This window comes from Aquabacterium sp. T101 (genome assembly GCF_057219775.1).
Window position 1 is genome coordinate 1313103 of record NZ_JBXVVZ010000001.1, and the last position, 18953, is coordinate 1332055.

24 protein-coding genes are annotated in these 18953 nt (G+C 73.4%); 15 read left to right on the forward strand and 9 right to left on the reverse strand.

Going from position 1 to position 18953, the window contains the following annotated elements; translation table 11 throughout:
- Positions 1 to 15 precede the first annotated feature (15 nt).
- The 9 genes from puhA to AC2EAQ_RS06250 all read left to right on the forward strand — a co-directional run bounded on the left by puhA (position 16) and on the right by AC2EAQ_RS06250 (position 6854).
- Positions 16 to 783: a photosynthetic reaction center subunit H gene (gene puhA / locus AC2EAQ_RS06210; RefSeq protein ID WP_484640956.1), complete on the forward strand. Its 768-nt coding sequence runs from the start codon at positions 16 to 18 to the stop codon at positions 781 to 783.
- A gap of 13 nt (positions 784 to 796) precedes the next feature.
- Positions 797 to 1483: a photosynthetic complex putative assembly protein PuhB gene (puhB, locus tag AC2EAQ_RS06215; protein ID WP_484640957.1), complete on the forward strand. Its 687-nt coding sequence runs from the start codon at positions 797 to 799 to the stop codon at positions 1481 to 1483.
- Positions 1484 to 1502: 19 nt separating this feature from the next.
- On the forward strand, positions 1503 to 1961 hold the full coding sequence (gene puhC, locus AC2EAQ_RS06220; protein WP_484640958.1) for a photosynthetic complex assembly protein PuhC: 459 nt from the start codon (positions 1503 to 1505) through the stop codon (positions 1959 to 1961).
- A complete protein-coding gene (gene acsF, locus AC2EAQ_RS06225; protein WP_484640959.1) occupies positions 1958 to 3025 on the forward strand; it encodes a magnesium-protoporphyrin IX monomethyl ester (oxidative) cyclase in 1068 nt (355 codons plus the stop codon). The genes puhC and acsF overlap by 4 nt, the downstream gene beginning before the upstream one ends.
- Before the next feature lie 87 nt (positions 3026 to 3112).
- Positions 3113 to 3883, forward strand: a complete 771-nt coding sequence (gene puhE, locus AC2EAQ_RS06230) for a putative photosynthetic complex assembly protein PuhE (protein ID WP_484640960.1) — start codon at positions 3113 to 3115, stop codon at positions 3881 to 3883.
- Positions 3880 to 5424: a phytoene desaturase family protein gene (gene crtI / locus AC2EAQ_RS06235; RefSeq protein ID WP_484640961.1), complete on the forward strand. Its 1545-nt coding sequence runs from the start codon at positions 3880 to 3882 to the stop codon at positions 5422 to 5424. Before puhE ends, crtI begins: the two co-directional genes overlap by 4 nt.
- On the forward strand, positions 5421 to 6443 hold the full coding sequence (locus AC2EAQ_RS06240) for a phytoene/squalene synthase family protein (RefSeq protein ID WP_484640962.1): 1023 nt from the start codon (positions 5421 to 5423) through the stop codon (positions 6441 to 6443). The genes crtI and AC2EAQ_RS06240 overlap by 4 nt, the downstream gene beginning before the upstream one ends.
- Positions 6440 to 6625 carry a hypothetical protein gene (locus AC2EAQ_RS06245; RefSeq protein WP_484640963.1) on the forward strand — a complete coding sequence of 62 codons (186 nt, stop codon included), beginning with the start codon at positions 6440 to 6442 and terminating at the stop codon, positions 6623 to 6625. The genes AC2EAQ_RS06240 and AC2EAQ_RS06245 overlap by 4 nt, the downstream gene beginning before the upstream one ends.
- On the forward strand, positions 6615 to 6854 hold the full coding sequence (locus tag AC2EAQ_RS06250; RefSeq protein ID WP_484640964.1) for a hypothetical protein: 240 nt from the start codon (positions 6615 to 6617) through the stop codon (positions 6852 to 6854). The genes AC2EAQ_RS06245 and AC2EAQ_RS06250 overlap by 11 nt, the downstream gene beginning before the upstream one ends.
- Before the next feature lie 136 nt (positions 6855 to 6990).
- Here AC2EAQ_RS06250 and AC2EAQ_RS06255 read toward each other — a convergent pair whose 3' ends face one another.
- The 3 genes from AC2EAQ_RS06255 to pufB all read right to left on the reverse strand — a co-directional run bounded on the left by AC2EAQ_RS06255 (position 6991) and on the right by pufB (position 8948).
- Entirely contained in the window at positions 6991 to 8424 is a 1434-nt protein-coding gene (locus AC2EAQ_RS06255; protein ID WP_484640965.1) for a PucC family protein, read from the reverse strand.
- Between the two features lie 127 nt (positions 8425 to 8551).
- Complete coding sequence (locus tag AC2EAQ_RS06260; RefSeq protein WP_484640966.1) at positions 8552 to 8767, reverse strand: light-harvesting protein; 216 nt, start codon at positions 8765 to 8767, stop codon at positions 8552 to 8554.
- Positions 8768 to 8783: 16 nt separating this feature from the next.
- Entirely contained in the window at positions 8784 to 8948 is a 165-nt protein-coding gene (pufB, locus tag AC2EAQ_RS06265) for a light-harvesting antenna LH1, beta subunit (RefSeq protein ID WP_484640967.1), read from the reverse strand.
- A 181-nt stretch (positions 8949 to 9129) separates the two neighbouring features.
- Between pufB and AC2EAQ_RS06270 the strand changes: the two genes are divergently transcribed.
- The 4 genes from AC2EAQ_RS06270 to AC2EAQ_RS06285 all read left to right on the forward strand — a co-directional run bounded on the left by AC2EAQ_RS06270 (position 9130) and on the right by AC2EAQ_RS06285 (position 12933).
- The gene (locus AC2EAQ_RS06270; protein WP_484640968.1) at positions 9130 to 10095 is read left to right on the forward strand and encodes a hypothetical protein; all 966 of its coding nucleotides are present in this window, start codon (positions 9130 to 9132) and stop codon (positions 10093 to 10095) included.
- A gap of 124 nt (positions 10096 to 10219) precedes the next feature.
- Complete coding sequence (locus tag AC2EAQ_RS06275; protein WP_484640969.1) at positions 10220 to 10762, forward strand: Spy/CpxP family protein refolding chaperone; 543 nt, start codon at positions 10220 to 10222, stop codon at positions 10760 to 10762.
- A 90-nt stretch (positions 10763 to 10852) separates the two neighbouring features.
- A complete protein-coding gene (locus tag AC2EAQ_RS06280; RefSeq protein WP_484640970.1) occupies positions 10853 to 11572 on the forward strand; it encodes a response regulator in 720 nt (239 codons plus the stop codon).
- A complete protein-coding gene (locus tag AC2EAQ_RS06285; protein ID WP_484640971.1) occupies positions 11569 to 12933 on the forward strand; it encodes a HAMP domain-containing sensor histidine kinase in 1365 nt (454 codons plus the stop codon). Before AC2EAQ_RS06280 ends, AC2EAQ_RS06285 begins: the two co-directional genes overlap by 4 nt.
- A 28-nt stretch (positions 12934 to 12961) precedes the next feature.
- On the opposite strand, the gene AC2EAQ_RS06290 is transcribed toward AC2EAQ_RS06285, so the two are convergent.
- The 5 genes from AC2EAQ_RS06290 to AC2EAQ_RS06310 all read right to left on the reverse strand — a co-directional run bounded on the left by AC2EAQ_RS06290 (position 12962) and on the right by AC2EAQ_RS06310 (position 16638).
- On the reverse strand, positions 12962 to 14347 hold the full coding sequence (locus AC2EAQ_RS06290) for an MATE family efflux transporter (RefSeq protein WP_484640972.1): 1386 nt from the start codon (positions 14345 to 14347) through the stop codon (positions 12962 to 12964).
- Positions 14344 to 14829 (reverse strand): DUF3717 domain-containing protein, encoded by a 486-nt coding sequence (locus AC2EAQ_RS06295; protein WP_484641184.1) that lies wholly within the window; start codon positions 14827 to 14829, stop codon positions 14344 to 14346. Before AC2EAQ_RS06295 ends, AC2EAQ_RS06290 begins: the two co-directional genes overlap by 4 nt.
- 118 nt (positions 14830 to 14947) lie before the next feature.
- Positions 14948 to 15124: a hypothetical protein gene (locus tag AC2EAQ_RS06300; protein WP_484640973.1), complete on the reverse strand. Its 177-nt coding sequence runs from the start codon at positions 15122 to 15124 to the stop codon at positions 14948 to 14950.
- 51 nt (positions 15125 to 15175) lie between these two features.
- The gene (locus tag AC2EAQ_RS06305; protein WP_484640974.1) at positions 15176 to 16168 is read right to left on the reverse strand and encodes an MBL fold metallo-hydrolase; all 993 of its coding nucleotides are present in this window, start codon (positions 16166 to 16168) and stop codon (positions 15176 to 15178) included.
- 92 nt (positions 16169 to 16260) lie between these two features.
- Positions 16261 to 16638 (reverse strand): DUF423 domain-containing protein, encoded by a 378-nt coding sequence (locus AC2EAQ_RS06310; protein WP_484640975.1) that lies wholly within the window; start codon positions 16636 to 16638, stop codon positions 16261 to 16263.
- Between the two features lie 62 nt (positions 16639 to 16700).
- Here AC2EAQ_RS06310 and AC2EAQ_RS06315 point away from each other — a divergent pair, with 62 nt between their 5' ends.
- Positions 16701 to 17504, forward strand: coding sequence for an SDR family NAD(P)-dependent oxidoreductase (locus AC2EAQ_RS06315; protein WP_484640976.1), 804 nt, complete (start codon positions 16701 to 16703; stop codon positions 17502 to 17504).
- Positions 17505 to 17518: 14 nt separating this feature from the next.
- Complete coding sequence (locus AC2EAQ_RS06320; RefSeq protein ID WP_484640977.1) at positions 17519 to 18640, forward strand: NADH:flavin oxidoreductase/NADH oxidase; 1122 nt, start codon at positions 17519 to 17521, stop codon at positions 18638 to 18640.
- A 3-nt stretch (positions 18641 to 18643) separates the two neighbouring features.
- On the opposite strand, the gene AC2EAQ_RS06325 is transcribed toward AC2EAQ_RS06320, so the two are convergent.
- Complete coding sequence (locus AC2EAQ_RS06325; RefSeq protein ID WP_484640978.1) at positions 18644 to 18937, reverse strand: DUF2783 domain-containing protein; 294 nt, start codon at positions 18935 to 18937, stop codon at positions 18644 to 18646.
- Between the last annotated feature and the right edge of the window lie 16 nt (positions 18938 to 18953).

Genomic DNA, 18953 nt, shown 5'->3' on the forward strand with positions numbered 1-18953 from the left:
ACAAGGAGCCACACCATGGGCACAGGCGCCATCACCTCGTACATCGACGTCGCGCAGATCGTCCTGTACCTGTTCTGGATCTTCTTCTTCGGCCTCATCTACTACCTGATCCGCGAGAACCACCGGGAGGGCTACCCGATGGACAACGACCGCGGCATCACGATGGAAGGCTGGCCGCGCGCGCCGGAGCCCAAGACCTACCTGCTGGACAACGGCCGCGAGGTCGTGGTGCCGCGCCCGGACGACCGCGAGCCCGAGACGCGCGGCGAGCGCGTCTACCGCTCGGCCGGCTCGCCGATCGAGCCGGTGGGCAACCCGCTGACCGCGGGCGTGGGGCCCGGCGCCTACGCGCTGCGCCCCGACGTGCCCGACCTCGACCATCACGGCCTGCCCAAGATCGTGCCGCTGTCGACGCTGCCCGATCACGGCGTTAGCCCGCACGACCCCGACCCGCGCGGCAAGCCGCTGTTCGACGCCCACGGCGACGAGGCCGGCACGGTGCGCGACCTGTGGATCGACCGCAGCGAGATGATGTTCCGCTACCTTGAGGCCGAGGTGCCGGTGGACGGCGGCGGCACGCGCCGCGTGCTGGTGCCCGTGACCTTCGCGCGCCAGCGCCAGGACGGCGTGACGGTGCATGCGCTGGTGGCCGGCCAGTTCGCCGGTGTGCCGGCGCCGAAGACGCCCGGGCAGGTCACCTTCCTCGAGGAGGAAATGATCACCGCCTACTACGGCGCGGGCACGCTGTACGCCGAGCCGGGCCGCGCCGAGCCGCTGATCTGACCGGAGCAAGCCGATGAACGCACCGCGCCCCGTCCACGAGCACGAGTTCGAGCCCCAGCACGGCCTGCCCGAGCGCCTGCCCGAAGGCGAGCGGCTGCTGTGGCAGGGCATGCCCGACTGGCGCGTGATCACCCGGCGCGTGTTCCACTTCAACAAGGTGGCCGTGTACTTCGCGGCGATGCTCGCCTGGCGCGTGGCCACCGCGCTGCATGACGGCGGCAGCCTCGGCGACGCCCTGCGCGCACTGGCCTGGCTGGCCCCGCTGGCCGCGCTGGGCCTGGGCCTGCTGGCGCTGCTGGGCTGGCTGACGGCCCGCACCACCGTCTACACGCTCACCGACCGCCGCATCGTGATGCGCATCGGCATCGTGCTTACCGTGGCCTACAACCTGCCCCTGGTGCGCATCGAAAGCGCCGACCGCGCCGACGTCGGCAGCGGCTGCGGCGACATCGCGCTCACGCTAGAACGCGGCACGCGCATCGCATGGCTGCACCTGTGGCCGCATGTGCGCCCCTGGCGCGTGCGCCGCACGCAGCCGATGCTGCGCGCCCTGCCCGATGCGCCGCACGTGGCGGCACTGCTGGCGCAGGCCTGGTCGGCGGCCAACGGCCAGCAGGCGCTGGCCAGCCAGGGGGCACCGGCCCGTCCCGGCCCCGCGCAGGGTTCGCTGCAGGGCCGCGCCGTGCTCATGGGCCGATAGGCGCAAGCCCTCCACCAACATGCAGGCCGCCAGCCCCGACATCATCCCGCGCCGCGCGCTGCTGGTCGGCGCCCTGGCGCTGGCCGCCACGGTGCTGGCCATCGGCGCCGCACGGCTGTCGGGTCTGGACACGACCGAACCCGACGCCGTCACCGTGGTCGAGCGCTCGCTGCGCTTCGTCGATCGGCCCGACGGCGGCATCGCCGTGGTGGACGCGCGCAGCGGCCGCACGCTGGACGTGATGCAGGGCGAGCAGGGTTTCCTGCGCGGCACCCTGCGCGGCATGGCCCGCGAGCGCCGTCGCCACGGGCTGGACGACAGCGCCCCGCTGTCCCTGCTGGCGCGCGCCGACGGCCGCCTGACCCTCGTCGACCCGGCCACCGGGCGACGCATCGATCTCGAATCCTTCGGTCCGACCAACGCGGCGGTGTTCGCCCGCTGGATCGCGCCGCCCACCGCCCAGGAGGCCAGACCATGACCATGACCGTGCCCGCCATCGAGAGCCGCGACGACGTGATGGAGCGCGCCAAGGCCAAGACGCTGATCAGCCCGCGCTTCTACACCACCGACTACAAGGCGATGGACCGGCTCGACATGAGCCCGGTGCGCAAGGAATGGGACGAGATGCTCGCCGAGTACGAGGGCGACAACAACCACGACCACTTCCAGCGCGACGCGTCCTTCAAGGACGAGATCCGCCAGCTGCCGCCCGAGTTGCAGCAGGAGTTCCTGGACTTCCTCGTCAGCTCGATCACCAGCGAGTACTCGGGCTGCGTGCTCTACAACGAGATCCGCAAGCACGTCGACAACCCGGACATCAAGCAGCTGATGACCTACCTGACGCGCGACGAGTCGCGTCACGCGAACTTCATCAACGCGGCGCTGCGCGACTACGGCCTGGGCGTGGACCTGGCCAACCTCAAGGCCACCAAGCACTACACCTACTTCAAGCCCAAGTACATCTTCTACGCGACCTACCTGTCCGAGAAGATCGGCTACGCGCGCTACATCACCATCTACCGCCAGCTCGAGCGGCATCCGGACAAGCGCTTCCACCCGATCTTTCGCTGGTTCGAGCGCTGGTGCAACGACGAATTCCGCCACGGCGAGTCGTTCGCGCTGATCATGCGCGCCAACCCGCACCTGCTGCGCGGCCCCAACCTGCTGTGGGTGCGCTTCTTCCTGCTGGCGGTGTACGCCACGATGTACGTGCGCGACCACACGCGGCCGATGCTGCACGTGGCGATGGGGATCGACCCGGACGAGTACGACCACCGGGTGTTCGACATCACCACCGAGATCAGCCGCCAGGTGTTCCCGATCTCGCTGGACACGCGCAGCGACCGCTTCCGTGCCGGCCTGAAGCGCCTGCTCGAATGCAGCAACGGCGTGGCCGCCGCCAAGGCGCGCGGCGGCGTGGTGGGCCTGGTCAGGCAGGCCGGCTGGGCGGCGGCGGCGGTCGTCGCCTTCGCGCGGCTGTACACGCTGCCGGTCAAGCGCCACGACCTGCCCGCGCAGATGCGCGTCGCTCCGGCATGGTGACCGTGAGCCCCCGGCCCGCTTCGCCCGGGTCCCCTCGGGGGGACGTCATGCCCGCCGGGCCACAACCCGGGGCCTGACGGAACGCCCATGGACTTCCTGCTGCCCCCGGTCTTCGCGCTGTTCGTGTGGTGGTTCGGCACGGGCATCGTGATGCTGCTCGACGGACTGCCGCGCGGCACCTTCCGCTGGAGCCTCGCCACGTCCACCGTGATCGCCGTCGGCGCCCTGGTGTGCATCGCGCGCAGCGCCGACAACACCACGGTGGCGGGCGCCTACGCGGCGTTCACCTGCGCCGTGCTGGCCTGGGGCTGGCACGAACTGGCCTTCCTCACCGGCTGGCTGACCGGTCCACGCAAGGACGCCTGCAGCGCGCCCGGCCACGGGCCGACGCGGTTCAACGAGGCGGTGCAGGCGATCCTGTGGCACGAGCTGGCCATCATCGCGATGGCGCTGGTGATCGCCGCGCTCACCTGGGGCGGCCCGAACCAGGTGGCGCTGTGGACCTTCGGCCTGCTGTGGATCATGCGGCTGTCGGCCAAGCTCAACCTGTTCCTCGGCGTGCGCAACCGCGGCGAGGAGTTCCTGCCGCCGCACCTGGTGTACCTCGGCAGCTACTTCCGGCACCGCCGCATCAATGCGCTGCTGCCGGTGTCGCTGATCGTCGGCACGGCCGTGGCCGCGTCGATGATCGGTGCGGCCCTGGCGGGCAGCGGTGCGCAGCGCACCGGACTGCTGCTGGTGGCCTCGATGCTGGTGCTGGCCCTGGTGGAGCACCTGCTGATGATCACCCCGATGTCGCCCGTCGCCCTGTGGCGCTGGGCGCTGCGACAGGGCGAACCCTCGCCCACGCTGCCATGAAGCCCGACCCCGCTCCCGTGCTGCTCGCCCGCGACGGCGCCCCCACCGCGGTGGTCATCGGCGCCGGCTTCGGCGGCCTGGCGGCTGCGGTGCGCCTGGCCTGCCGCGGCTGGCGCGTCAAGGTGCTGGAGAAGCTCGACGCGCCCGGCGGCCGCGCCTACGTGTTCCGCGAGGGCGGCTACACCTTCGACGCCGGCCCCACCATCGTCACCGTACCGCACCTGTTCGAGGAACTGTGGTCGATGGCCGGCCGGCGCCTGGCCGACGACGTGACGCTGCGCTCGCTCGACCCGTTCTACCGCATCCGCTTCGACGACGGCAGCCACTTCGACTACAACGGCGACCCGGCGCACATGCGTGCCGAGGTGGCGCGCATCTGCCCGGCCGACCTGCCCGGCTACGAGCGCTTCATGGCGGCGGCCGAGCGCTGCTACCGCATCGGCTTCGAAGAGCTCGGCGCCACCGCGTTCGACTCGCTGGGCGACCTCGTGGCCGCCGTACCGGCGCTGATCAAGATGCGCTCGTGGCGCACGATGCGCACGATGGTGGCGGGCTACTTCCGCGACCCGAAGTTGCGCGTGGTGTTCAGCTTCCATCCGCTGCTGATCGGCGGCAACCCGTCGTCGGTGACCTCCACCTACAGCCTGATCAACCTGCTCGAGCGGCGCTATGGCGTGCACTGGGCGATGGGCGGCACCAACGCACTGGTCACCGGCCTGGCCCGGCTGGCGCAGAGCCTGGGCGTGGAGCTGCGCTGCAACGCGGGCGTGAAGCAGGTGCGGGTGGACGGCGGCCGCGCGCGCGGCGTGGTGCTGGACAACGGCGAACGCATCGACGCCGACATCGTGGTCAGCAACGCCGACACCGCCTGGACCTACCGCAACCTGGTCGCGCCGGAGCACCGCCGCGTCTGGACCGACCGCAAGCTCGACCGCGCGCGCTACTCGATGAGCCTGTTCGTCTGGTACTTCGGGCTGGACCGCCGCTACGACGCCGTGCCGCACCACACCATGGTGCTCGGCCCGCGCTACGAGGGCCTGCTGCACGACATCTTCAAGCGCCACCACCTCGCCGAGGACTTCAGCCTCTACCTGCACCGCCCGACCGCCAGCGACGCATCGATGGCGCCGCCCGGCTGCGACACGTTCTACGCGCTGTCGCCAGTGCCGCACCTAGACAGCGGCACCGACTGGCGCACTCAGGCCCCGCTGTACCGGCGCGCGATCGAGAAACGCCTGGACGCCACGATGCTGCCCGGCTTCGCGAAGCACGTGATGGTGTCGCGCACGATGACGCCCCTGGACTTCCAGGACCGACTGCTGTCGCACAAGGGCGCGGCCTTCGGCCTGGAGCCGCTGCTGCTGCAGAGCGCCTGGTTCCGCCCGCACAACCGCAGCGAGGACCTGCCCGGCCTGTACCTCGTGGGCGCCGGCACGCACCCGGGCGCCGGCATCCCCGGCGTGCTGATGTCGGCCAAGGCGCTGGAGTCCGTGCTGCCCCCCGTGTCCGCGTTCGCCAACCCCACCGGAGCGTCCCGATGAACGCCGTCGAGCTGCAGGCCTGCCGCACGCTGATGCGCGGCGGCTCGAAAAGCTTCTTCCTCGCGTCGCTGGCGCTGCCGCAGCGCGTGCGCGCGCCCGCCAGCGCGCTGTACGCCTTCTGCCGCGTCGCCGACGACGCGGTGGACCTGAGCGAGTCGCCCGAGGCGGCCCTGTCGCAGCTGCGTCAGCGCCTGGACGCGGTGTATGCCGGCGCGCCGCAGCCCGAGTTGGCCGACCGCGCGCTGGCCGCCGTGGTGCGCGACGCCAGCCTGCCGCGCACACTGCTGGAAGCCCTGCTCGAAGGCTTCGCCTGGGACGCCGAGGGCCGCACCTACGAGACGCTGGAGGACGTGCACGACTACGCCGCGCGCGTGGCCGGCACGGTGGGCGCGATGATGGCGCTGGTGATGGAGACGCGCGACGCCACCGCGCTGGCCCGGGCCTGCGAGCTGGGCGTGGCGATGCAGCTGACCAACATCGCGCGCGACGTGGGCGAGGACGCCCGCCGCGGCCGCCTTTACCTGCCGCGCGCCTGGATGCGCGAGGCCGGCCTGGACCCCGACGCCTGGCTCGCCGATCCGGTGTTCGACGGGCGCATCGCCGCCGTGGTGCAGCGCCTGCTCGCCGAGGCCGACCGCCTGTACGCACGCGGCGAGTGCGGCGTGATCTCGCTGCCGCGCGCCTGCCGCCCGGCCATCCAGACGGCCCGCCTCGTGTATGCCGAGATCGGCCGCGCACTGGCCGCCGCGGGCCACGACTCGGTGCACACCCGCACCGTCGTGCGCACGGGCCGCAAGCTGGCACTGCTGGCCCGCGGCTGTGGTGCGCTGCTGGTGGCGCCGGGCCATCCGATCGACGCGGGCGCCGCCAGCGCGCCGCTGCCGGCGGTGCGCTTTCTCGTCGACGCGGCGGCCGGCTCCGAACTGCCGCAGCGAACGTTCTACCAGCGCACGCTGCGCATGATCGCGCTGTTCGAGCGCCAGGCCGAGCGCCAGCGCGTCGGCATGGTCTCGTCGTGAACCACCTGCCGCTGATCGTCGTCGAGGTGCTGCTCGTGTTCGGGGGTGCGCTGGCCTTCGCCTGGTGGCAGTTCCGCGACCTGCGGCTGGAACGCGAGAAGCGCGAGAAGCGCAAGCAGGAATCCCGCGACGCCGGCGACGGCGCCGCCTCACCCGCCAAGGAGCCCGGCGATGTCCACTGACACCTTCCTCAGCCCGCGTCATCCGGGCCGCAGCCTGGCCGCCCGGGTGCGTGGCCTGGTCTCGTGGGGGGCCCACGGCGCGGCGATGGCCGCGGGGGCCTGGTACAGCTTCGGCTTCGGCGTGCAGATCGGCGGGCCGGGCATCGGCGCGCTGGCCGCGCTCAACGGCGCGGTGATCAGCGCGCTCATGGTCGGCGCGGCGATCGACCGGCTCTGGCCGTCGGACTGACGGTCAGACCGGCCGGAGCGGCCAGGGCCGCCGGCCTACTTGCCGTCGCCCTTGCGCTTGTTGTGCTCGGCGAACTGGCGCACGAGCCAGAACGCGAACACGACGGCCCAGAGGATGAAAATGATCTGATAGACCTTCAAGGCGCGCTCCAGAGTTGTCGGTGGGAAGTCGGCGTGCCGGGGGGCACGGCCAGGGCCCGCAGCGCCACCAGGGTGGCCACGAGCAGGAGGATCTCGACGGCGTAGACGGCAGCATAGCCGGTGGCCGGGCCGGCGAGCGACTCGCCCAGCCAGCCGCGGCTGGCCGCCGCCTGCACCAGGTCGCGGCCGAGCCCGCCGGCCGCCACGGCGGCGCCGGCGGCGGTGGCCTGCACCGCGCCCCAGGCGCCCAGCGCCAGCCCGGCCTGCCCGGCCGGCGCACCGTTCATCGTGAGGGTGAGCGTGCCATGGCTGAACAGTCCGGCACCGAAGCCGATGAGCAGCACGCCCAGCGAGAACATCGGCACCGACAGCGTGGCCGAGGCGCTCAGCACGGCCGCAAAGGCCGGCAGCCCGACCCAGGCACCGGCCGTGGCCATGCGCGCCGCGTCCGTGCCGCGGGCCAGCACCACCGACGCGAGCCAGAACCCGGCCAGCCCGCCCGTGGCCAGCGTGGCGGTGAGCCACGTGGTGGCGCCCACGCCCATGCCCAGCACCTGCCCGCCATAGGGTTCGAGCAGCACGTCCTGCATGCCGAAGGCCACCGTGCCCAGCGCGATGGCCACGAGCCGCGGACGCACGCCCGGCTGCGCCACGTGCTCGCGCCAGGCCTGCCGGAAGCCGGCCTCGGCGGGCCGGGGCGGCGCGCGGCCGCGGTCGGGACGGCGTGTCTCCTGTTTCCACAGCGCCACGGCGTTGAGCACCATCGTGGCCAGCGCCGCCGCCTGCAGCACCTGCACCAGGCGCCCGGGGGAGAAGTCGCGCAGGAACGCGCCGAAGACAAAGGCGCTGACGATGGTGCCGGCCAGCAGCATCACGTACATCAGGCCGACCATGCGTGGCCGCGCGGACTCTGGGGCCAGGTCGGTGGCCAGGGCAAGACCGGCGGTCTGCGTGGTGTGCAGCCCGGCGCCCACCATCAGGAAGCACAGGCCGGCACCGGCCTGGCCCACCCAGGCCGGCCAGCTCGCAGCGTCGCCGCCGCCGGACAGCACGAGCAGGGCGAACGGCATCACGGCGAACCCGCCGAACTGCATCAGCGTGCCCATCCAGATGAAGGGCACGCGGCGCCAGCCCAGGGCCGAGCGGTGCGTATCGGAGCGGAAGCCCACCAGGGCGCGCAGCGGCGCATACAGCACCGGCAGCGCCACCATCACCGCCACCAGGGTGGCGGGCACGTGCAGCTCGACGATCATCACGCGGTTGAGCGTGCCCACGAGCAGCACCAGGGCCATGCCGACGGAGACCTGGAACAGCGACAGCCGCAACAGGCGCGGCAGGGGCAGGTCCGGCGTGGCGACGTCGGCGAAGGGCAGGAAACGCGGGCCCAGGTTGGCCCACCGGCCGATCAGGTTGCGCGTGAGCGAACTCATGACATCGGGGTGCGGGTCAGGGGCACGACGAAAACGGGGTGCAGCGTCGGCCGAGGCGCGCTCGTGCACCGGGTCGGCAACAGCGATGCTGCCGGCCCGCGCACCAACGCGCGGCCTGCTGCCGGGCCTACTTCTTCGGCGCAGGCGCCGCGGGTGCGGCACCTCCGGCGTCCGCGGGCGCAGTGGCCACCACCGCGGGCTTGCCGGCGACGAAGTTCTGCAGCCACGGAGCGTGACGCAGCAGGGTCAGGTGGACGGCGAACGAACTCACCGCGACGGCCCCCAGGAACAGCGGGATGCCGACCGACGGCTTGACGACGCACCAGAGCTTTCCGTAGATCATGGTTGGTCCTCCGGCCTTACTTCAGCCACGGCGAATAGATGTAGGCGAACAGGTGCGCCAGCACGGCGATGAAGCCGAAGATCTGGGTTCCCTGGATGAGATGGCGATGGATTTCCTCCGACTCGGCGGTGGTCAGTCCGGTGGGCCACACCTTGTTGGGATCCGACTTGCTGTCTGACATGGACCCTCCTTGAGGGGGTTTTCTTCGTGCGCAACCCGCACGCGGGTACTTCGCTGGTACCGCCCGGCACCGGCACGCGTAATCTTGCATTTACGCTTCTATATGTCAATCTGCATTTACGATCAAGTCGGCCGGGCGCCATGACGAGCCCATCGCCGCTGACGGCACAATCGAGGCGACCATGCCCCGCCCCGTGACGCCCGCCCCCCGGCCCGCCCTGCCCGCGGCCCTGCTTGCCCTGATGCTGGCCGCCGGCTGCGCCACCCGCTCGCAGGACGTGCCGGCCGAGAAGGTGGACGCCGCGACCTTCTCGGCGCTGGACTGCAATGCGCTGTACGACGAGACCGACCGCACCCGCCTGCGGGCCACCCAGGTGGCCTATGCGCTCGACGAGCGCTCGGGCACCAACATCGTCGCCCTGGGCATGGGCGTCACCGTGTTCTGGCCCGCCCTGCTGGCCATGCGCCCCACCGGCCCGGACGCGTTGGAACTGTCCCGCCTGAAGGGCCGCGACGAGGCCCTACGCGCAGCCCAGGCGGCGCGCGGATGCCCGCCGGCCCCGACGGAACTGTCGGCCGAACGCGCCGCGCGCCTGCCGGTGGCGCAGGGTGAGCGGCTGGTCTACGAGGAACGCGCCGCCCGCGGCGGGCCGGCGCGCGAACTGGGGCTGCGCCTGCTGAGCCTGCGCCGCGACGGCCTCGAGTTCGCGCTCGATCCGCCCGGCGGGGCCGGCGCGCCGCGCTGGCGCCAGGACCCCTTCGGCAACCTGCCGCAGCCGTCCGACGCCACGGGCTGGGTGCAGTGGCGCCGCCTGCTGCTGCCGGACCTGCCGCTGGGCCAGGTGGTGTCGGGCGACCTCGTGGCCGGCGACGGCGAGGTGCGCGGCCGCGTTCGCGGCCAGGTCATCGCCCAGGGTGTGCAGACGGCGGGACTGGGCCGCCCGTTCGACGCGGCGGTGATCGAACTGTTCGGCGACGTCGCCGACGCCGACGTCAGTACCCGGCTCGACGGGGTCATGGTGGTGGACCGTCGCAGCGGCGTGCTGCTGCGGCTGGAGCTGAAGAGCGCCCACCCGGAGTTCTCGTTCCGGCGCACGCTGGTGCGCATCGAGCCGGCCGGCGCCGCCGTGGCCCGCCCGCCGCGCTGAGCCGCTGCACGCGGCGGGGCCGCGTGTGGGGGCGCCACCCCTTTACGCAGCTTTACCCCCGGTTGGCACGCGCGTGACGAGCGCGGCGCATCCTTTGCACATCCCATCCGCAAAGGACTCCGACATGAGCACCCAGACCTCCGCCTCCCGATTCCTCGCGCCCCGCGGCGCCCGCCTGGCCGGCGCCGCCCTGCTGGTGGCCCTGCTGAGCACCGTCACCCTGTCGGCCTGGGCCCAGCCCGGTGGCCATCGAATGCACGACGGCGGCCCCGGCATGGGCATGATGATGGGCGGGCGCGGCCTCGAGCGCATGCTCGACAGCGTCAACGCCACCGCCGAGCAGCGCACCCAGATCAAGCAGATCGCCGAGCGCGCGATGGCCGACATGAAGGCGCAGCGCGAGGCGGGCCGCGCCAGCCGCGACGAGATGATGAAGCTGTTCACCGCGCCGACCGTGGACGCCAACGCCGTGGAAGCCCTGCGGGCGCGCAAGATGCAGCAGCACGACCAGGCCTCGCGGCGCATGACCCAGGCCATGGTGGAGGCCAGCCGCGTGCTGACGCCCGAGCAGCGCAAGCAGCTGGCCGAGCGCATGACCAAGCGCCACGACATGATGCAGCGCCACATGCAGGAGCGCCGCGCGCTCGAGGCCCCGGCCAAGCCCTGATCCGGCGCCGGCTTGAACCGCTATCCTTCGTTCCAGGAGCTTGCCCCGGCCCCGAAAGGCGCCGGGGCCCTTTTGCGTAACGCCCCTGCCGTGACACCCAACGCCAAGCTGCTGCTGATCGACGACGACGCGCGACTGACCGCCATGGTGGGCGACTACCTGCGCGGCGCCGGGTACGACGTCGAGACCGCGCCCACGCTGGCCGCCGGCCACGAGCGCCTGGCTGCCGGCCACTTCGACGCCCTGCTGCTGGACCTGATGCTGCCCGACGGCGACGGCCTCGACTTCACGCGCCGGCTGCGCGCCGACCCGCGCACACGCCGCCTGCCGCTGCTGATGCTCACCGCGCGCGGCGAACCGATGGACCGCATCGTCGGTCTCGAACTCGGCGCCGACGACTACCTGGGCAAGCCCTTCGAGCCGCGCGAACTGCTGGCGCGCGTGAAGGCGCTGTTGCGCCGCGCGCAGCCCGCCGCCGGCGCCGACGACGTGCTGGCCTTCGGCCGCCTCGAGGTGGACCTCGGCGCGCGCGAGGCGCGGCTGGACGGCAAGCGCTGCGACCTCACCAGCCACCAGTTCGAGCTGCTGGCCGTGCTGGCGCAGAGCGCCGGACGGGTGCTGTCGCGCGACCAGATCATGGACTCCCTGCGGGGCCACCCGATGGAGGCATTCGACCGCTCGATCGACGTGCACGTGTCGCGCATCCGCGCCGCCATCGAGGACGACCCCAAGACGCCCAAGCGCGTGCTCACGGTGCGCGGCGCGGGCTACATCTTCGCCAAGCGCCAGGACACCGACAGCGACGAATGAAGTCGCTCTACCTGCGCATCTACGTCACGGTGGTGGTGGTGCTGGCGCTGTTCGCGCTGGGCTCGGGCTGGCTGTTCCAGCGCCAGGTGGAGGCCGAGCGCGGCCGGCTCGACGCGCAGGTCACCGAGCGCGTGGGCGCCTGGGCCGAGCTGATCCAGCGATCGCTGCCGGCAGCCGACGCGCCGCCCGAGGAGCAGGCCGACGCGTTGCGCGAATGGGCGGCGCGGCTGCGCCTGCCGATCGCCCTGGACGACTCGCGCGGCGAGCGCATCGCCGAGAGCGAGCTCTACACCCAGCGCCAGTCGATGATGCCCGGCGCGCCGCGCGGCATGGCCGTGCGCCTGGACGACGGCCGCACGCTGTGGGTGCTGCGCGGCCCGGTGCAGGGCCTGCGCAACCCCAATCGCAACCCGCCGCCGCTGGGCATCGCCGCGCCGCCGTGGGCCCGGGGCACCGGGCTGCTGGCGCTGCTGGTGGTGCTGTTCATCGCCGTGGCGGCCGGTGCCTACCCGGTGGTGCGGCGGCTGACGCGGCGCCTGGAAAGCCTCAAGCAGGGCGTGGAGCGCTTCGGCGCGGGCGCGCTCGGCCAGCGCGTGGACACGTCCGGCCGCGACGAGGTGGCCGCGGTGGCGGCCAGCTTCAACCTCGCCGCCGAGCGCATCGAGGCGCTGGTGGCGTCGCACAAGAACCTGCTGGCCAACGCGAGCCACGAACTGCGCTCGCCGCTGGCGCGCATGAAGATGGCGCTGTCGCTGATGGAGGACGCCGAGTCGCCCGCCCAGCGCGAGCGCCTGGCTGCCGAGGTGCGCACCAACATCGCCGAGCTGGACGCGCTGGTCGAGGAGGTGCTGCTGGCCAGCCGCCTGGACGCGCAGGCCGGCAGCTTCACCCCGCTGCCGGTGGACCTGGTGTCGCTGGCCGCCGAGGAGGCCGCACGCGTCGGCGCGGAGCTGCAGGCCACCGACACGCAGCTCACCGTGGACGGCGACGAGCGCCTGCTGCGCCGCGCGCTGCGCAACCTGCTGGAGAACGCGCGCCGCTACGGCGTGGCCCCCGCGCGCGAGGGCACCGGGGCAGCGGCCGACGCCGAGCCCGCGGCCGACATCACGCTGCAGGCGCTGCGGCAGGGCGCGATGGTGGAACTGCGCGTTTGCGACCGCGGCCCGGGCGTGCCCGAGGCGCTGCGCGAACGCATCTTCGAGCCCTTCTTCCGCCTGCCCGGCCATGCCGAGCGCGAGGGCGGCGTCGGCCTGGGCCTCGCCCTGGTGCGCCAGATCGCGCAGCGCCACGGCGGCAGCGTGCGCTGCGAGCCGCAGCCCGGCGGCGGCAGCTGCTTCGTGCTCGGCCTGCCCGCGGCCTAGCGCGGCACGCCGCGCCAGGCCAAGGCGCTCAGGCCGCCGCTTCCTGCGCCCGCTGCCGGCGCAGCACCCACGCCAGCAGCAGCGTCAGCCCCGTGGCGGCACAGGCCAGCCCGGCCGTGGACGCGATCCAGAAGCCGCGCGCACCGTGCAGCGCGGCGGGCACGCCGCCGCCCAGGTTGAAGGCCAGCGCGTAGCCGCCGCCCATGCCCACGCCCCACAGCGACGTGGCATAGATGAACAGCGGCGCGGTGGCGATGCGCCAGGCGCGCAGCACCAGCGCGGACACGATCTGCATCGCGTCGACGAAGTGGAACAGCGCCACCCAGGCCAGCAGCGGCAGCGCCGCGGCGACGATGACCTCGTTGCCGGTGTACAGGCGCACCACCTCCTCGCGCAGCACGAACAGCGCCGCGCCCAGCGCCAGCGCCACCAGCGCCGCGAACTCCATGCCGTGCCAGGCCACGCGCCGGGCGTCGCGCAGCGCGCCCGCGCCGACCGACTGCGCCGCCAGCGTGCTGGTGGCATTGCCCAGCGCCATCGGCACCATGAACAGCAGCGACACCATGTTGGCCGCGATCTGGTGCCCGGCCACCGGCGTGGCGCCGAAGCGCGAGATGAAGAACGCCATCGACGCGAAGCCGGTCACCTCGATCAGGATCGACCCGCCCATCGGCAGCCCCAGGCGCAGCTGCGCCGCCAGCGCGGGCCGGTGCGGCGGGCGCAGCCCGTGGCCGAAGATCGCGAACGGCCCGTAGAACGGATCGCGCCGCATCACCTGCCACGCGATCAGCGCCAGCAGCCACATCACGATCGCGGTGGACACGCCGCAGCCCACCACGCCCAGCGCCGGCACCGGCCCGGCGCCATGCACCAGCAGCGCGGCCAGCGGCAGCTTCAGGCCCAGGCCCGCCAGCTGCAGCGCCATCACGGCCTTGGGCCGCGACACGGCGTTGTTGAAGCCGCGGTAGGCCGCGAACAGCAGGCCGGCGGGCAGCGCGAAGGCCAGCGCCAGCAGGTAGCCGCGCAGGCGTTCGGCCACCTCCGCCGACGCGCCGGACAGCGCGATGAACGGGCCCGGCAGCGCCAGCGCCAGGCAGCCGGGCAGCGACAGGCCGAGCGCCAGCCACACGGCCTGGTGCAGCTGGTCGCCGGCGGCTTCCAGCCGGCGTGCGCCGTAGAGCTGGCCGACGATCGGCGCCACCGCCAGCACCACGCCCATCAGGCCGATGAACACCGTGATGTAGGCCGCCGCGCCCACCGCCAGCGCGGCCAGGTCGGTGGCCGAGTGGCGCGCCACCAGCACCGTGTCGACCGTGGCGAACAGCACCATCGCCACCTGCCCGGCGAACACCGGCCACGCCAGCGGCACGATGCGCGCCACGTCGGCGCGCCACTGCCGGGCGCGCCCGGTCATCCGCGCTCCGGCGGACGGCTCTCGGCCCGCGGGGCGATGTCGGCGAAGGCCTCCGGGCCCGGATGGTCGACGCCAGTGGCCAGCCTCGCACGCTCGGCATAGCGGTTGAAGCGCCAGGCCGTGTTCTGCATCGTGATGCGGCGCCACACGGCGCGCTTCTCGCCCGGGCTCAGCAGGGGCCAGTGCTGCACCTCGCCCTCGGTGCGCCCGCAGCCCTTGCACACCGGGTCGCCCTGCGCGGTGGAGCAGATGGCGATGCAGGGCGCGTCGGGCGTGCTGGCGTACCAGCCCAGCCACGCGTCTCGCGCCCGCGCGGGCAGCGTGTCCTCGTCGCACTCGCTCTCGCGGTAGTACACCATCAGCGCATACACCTCGGCCAGCGCGCGCACCTCGGCGCAGGCGGTGATGCCGTCGGGCGACGGCGAGCGTTCGCGCCACCAGTTGATGGCGCGCTCGATGTCGGTGATGTGGATGCCGGCCATGCGCTGCGCGAGGGGCTTGCCGGCACGCGCGGGGCGGCGCCGGATCAAGGGGGGCGAAGCATAGCGCCCCGTCGGGCGTCGCGTGCGCGCCCGGGGCCGGCGGCGGGCCGGGCGCGGGCTACGACGCGGACGTGTCCGCGGGCGGCGCCGCAGGGGCACCCGCCTCGCCGGAGGCCGGGTCGGCCGGCGCACCGTCGGGCTGCGACGCCTTGCGCTGGGCCTTCTCTTCCTTCTTGCGCTTCTTGGCGAGCTCGCGCTGGCGCTTCTCGAACTGGTAGTTGGGCTTCGGGGGCACGCGTGCCTTTCCTGGGGGAGCTGGGAGGGGGTACGGCGACCCGACGATACCCTACTTGCCCGCCGGCGCCGGCAGGTTGGCCGTGTAGTGGGCCGGCAGCCAGCGGTAGCCCTTGCCGTCGGGCCGCAGGCGGCCGATGCCCGGGAAGGACACGTGGGCCACCGCGGCGTAGTAGCCCTGCTTCGCCGCGTCGGCATAGGCCTTCTGGCGCTGCGCACGCGCGGCCTTCGTGTCCGAGTCGAAGCCCACGGTGATGTCCGGGTGCGGGAACTGCACCGCGGCCACGTGCATCAGGTCGCCCCACACCACCAGCGTGGCACCCTTGCTCTGCACCTGGTAGACGGTGTGGCCGGGGGTGTGGCCGTGCGTGGGCAGCGCGCGGATGCCCGGCACCAGCTCCACGCCGCCGGGTGCGGACTCGAAGGTCTTCATGCGCCCCGAGTCCAGGTAGGGCTTCATCGAGATCAGCGCGCCGTCGAACGCCGACTTCAGCGCCTCCGGTGCCTTGTCCTTGTTGGCCGGGTCGAGCCAGAACGCGGCCTCCTTGGCGTCCAGCCGCACCACGGCGTTGGGGAACACCGGCTTGCCGTCGGCCGTGGTGATGCCGGCCACGTGGTCGGCATGCAGGTGGGTGACGTAGATCTCGTCCACCTGCTCGGGCTTGTAGCCCGACGCCTCGAGGTGTTTCACGAGACGGCCGAGCGTGGGGCCGAACAGGCCGGCCGCGCCGGCGTCGATCAGCACCAGCTTGCTGCCGGTGTTGACGAGGTAGCCGTTGACCGAGGTCTCGTAGGGCGAGGTGCCCATGTACTGCGCGCGCAGCGCGGCCTGGATGCGCGCGGCCGAGCCGTTGAGCAGCTTGTCCCACGGCAGGGCGACGGTACCGTCCGACAGCGCGGTGACCTCGAACGCGCCGAGCGGCATGCGGTACCAGCCGGGCGCCTGGCCCCCGGCGACCGGGCCGGCGGCGTGGGACGACGCGGCCGCGAGGGCCAGGACCAGGGCTGCGACCGGACGCAGCCAGCGGGAGACGGTGGGGGTCATGGTGGCGGGCTCCTGCGGGTGGGAGGACAGCGTAGCGCACCGGCCGGCCGTGCGCGCGGCGGCAGCGCCCCGACGACGGCGGGCAGGCCCCCTCAGGGGGTGCGGGCCGTGGCGGCGCCCCAGGCCAGCAGGCCCCAGCCCACGATCCAGGCCACGCCGCCCAGTGGCGTGACCGCGCCGAGCCAGCGCACGCCCGACAGCGCCAGCAGGTACAGGCTGCCCGAGAACAGCACCGTGCCGGCCACGAAGGCCCAGCCGCTGGCGTGGACGGCGCTGCCGGGCCAGCGGCCCACGGCCCAGGCCACGGCCAGCAGGCCGAGGGCGTGGACGATCTGGTAGCGCACCCCGGTCTCCCACACCGCCAGCAGGTCGGGCGTCAGGCGCGCCTTCAGCGCGTGGGCGCCGAAGGCGCCGAGCGCCACGCCGAGGCCGGCGCTGACGGCGCCGATCGCGAAGAAGAGTCGGTCCATGGCGGTCATTGTGGCGCCGGGGCTGCGATGATGTCGGCCCCCTTTCGAATCGCCCTGCTTCCATGGACCTGCAACTCACCGGCAAGCGCGCCCTCGTCACCGGCGGCAGCCGCGGCATCGGCAAGGCCATCGCGCATGCGCTGGCCGCCGAAGGCGCCGACGTGGCGCTTCTGGCGCGCGACCGCGCCACGCTCGACGCGGCCGCCGCCGAGATCGCCGCAGCCAGCGGCCGCCGCATCGTCGGCGTGGTGGCCGACACGCGCAGCGACGACGCCGTGCGCGCCGCCGTGGCCGACGCCGTGCGCCGGCTCGGTGGGCCGATCCAGGTGCTGGTCAATGCCGCGGCCGAGCCGGCGGGCTTCGCCGCGCCGCCGAAGCTGGCGCAGATCGAGACCGGCTACTTCCACGCCGAGATGGACACCAAGGTGATGGGCTACCTGCGCTGCGCTCGCGAGGTGGCGCCGGGCATGCAGGCCGCGGGCTGGGGCCGCATCGTCAACGTCAGCGGCCTGGGCGCGCGCACCACCGGCCACGCCGTGGGCAGCATGCGCAACGTGGCCGTGGCCGCCCTCACCAAGAACCTGGCCGACGAGCTGGGGCCGCAGGGCATCAACGTCACCGTGGTGCACCCGGGCACCACGCGCACCGAACGCACGCCGGGGCTGGTGGCCGCGCGCGCCGCGGCGCAGGGCCTCACGCCGCAGGAGATGGAGGCGCGCATGGCCGGCGCCAACAGCATCCGCCACCTGGTGGACGCGGCGGAGGTGGCGCACGTGGTGGCGTTCCTGTGCTCGCCGCTGTCGCGCGCCATCAACGGCGACGCGATCGCCGTCGGCGGGGGAACCCCCGGCACGATCCACTACTGAACGACCCGTCCCGCATGAGCGCTCTGTTCTCGCCCTGGGCCCTCGGCCCCCTCGCGCTGCCCAACCGCATCGTCATCGCCCCCATGTGCCAGTACTCGGCGCAGGACGGCTCGGCCACCGACTGGCACCTGATCCACCTCGGCACGATGGCGCAGTCCGGCGCGGGCCTGCTGATCCTGGAGGCCACGGCGGTGGAAGCCGCGGGCCGCATCACGCCGGGCTGCCTCGGGCTGTACTCGGACGCCAACGAGGCGGCGCTCGGCCGCGTGCTCGACGCGGTGCGCGCCCACGGCAGCGGCATGCCACTGGCGATCCAGCTCGGCCATGCCGGGCGCAAGGCCAGCAGCCGCGCGCCGTGGCACGGCGGCGCGCAGATCCCGCTGGCCGAGCCCGGCGCCTGGCCGGCCGAGGCGCCGTCGGCGCTGGCGCACATCGCCGGCGAGGAGGCCCCGCGCGCGCTCGACGCCGCCGGGCTGGCCCGGGTGCGCGAGGCCTTCGCGCAGGCGGCGCGCCGCGCCGCGCGCCTGGGGCTTCAGGGCATCGAGATCCACGCCGCGCACGGCTACCTGCTGCACCAGTTCCTGTCGCCCGTCGCCAACCGGCGCGACGACGCCTACGGCGGCAGCCTCGCCCACCGCATGCGCTTCCCGCTCGAAGTGTTCGACGCGGTGCGCGCCGCGTTCCCGGCCGACCGGCCGGTGTGGGTGCGCGTGTCGGCCACCGACTGGGTCGAGGGCAGCGGCTGGGACATCGACACCACGATCGAGTTTTCGCGCGCGCTGGCGGCCCGCGGCTGCGCCGCCATCCACGTGTCCAGCGGTGGCGTGTCGCCGCAGCAGAAGATCCCGCTCGGCCCGGGCTACCAGGTCGGTCTGGCCACGCGCATCCGGCAGGCCGTGGGGCTGCCGGTCATCGCGGTGGGCCTGATCACCGAGCCGCAGCAGGCGCAGGCCATCGTCGAGTCGGGCCAGGCCGACGCGGTGGCGCTGGCGCGCGCGATGCTCTACGACCCGCGCTGGCCCTGGCATGCCGCCGCGGCGCTGGGCGCACAGGTGACGGCCCCGCCGCAGTTCTGGCGCAGTCAGCCGCGCGAGCTCAAGACGCTGTTCGCCGGCCTGAAGTTCGGCGCGCGCTAGCCGTCAGGCACCGGCCGGCGCCGCCCCTTCGCCGGCCCCTGCGCCGGCCCCTGCGCCGGCCGCGCCATCGGCCACCACGCCGCCTCGGGCCAGCGCGATCGCCTCGCGCAGCACCGCCAGGTCGCCGACATGGTTGGCCAGCAGCAGCACCAGGCGCGCATTGAGCAGTTCGCTCTGCGCGTCGCTCAGGCCCTGGTGCGCCGCGATCAGCGCCTCGTAGAAGGCGTCGCCGGGCGTGTAGGCCCAGCGCTGGCGCTGGCCGGGTTCGTGGAAGTGGGGTTGGGTGTTCAGCGGCATGGTGGCGGGCCCCTGT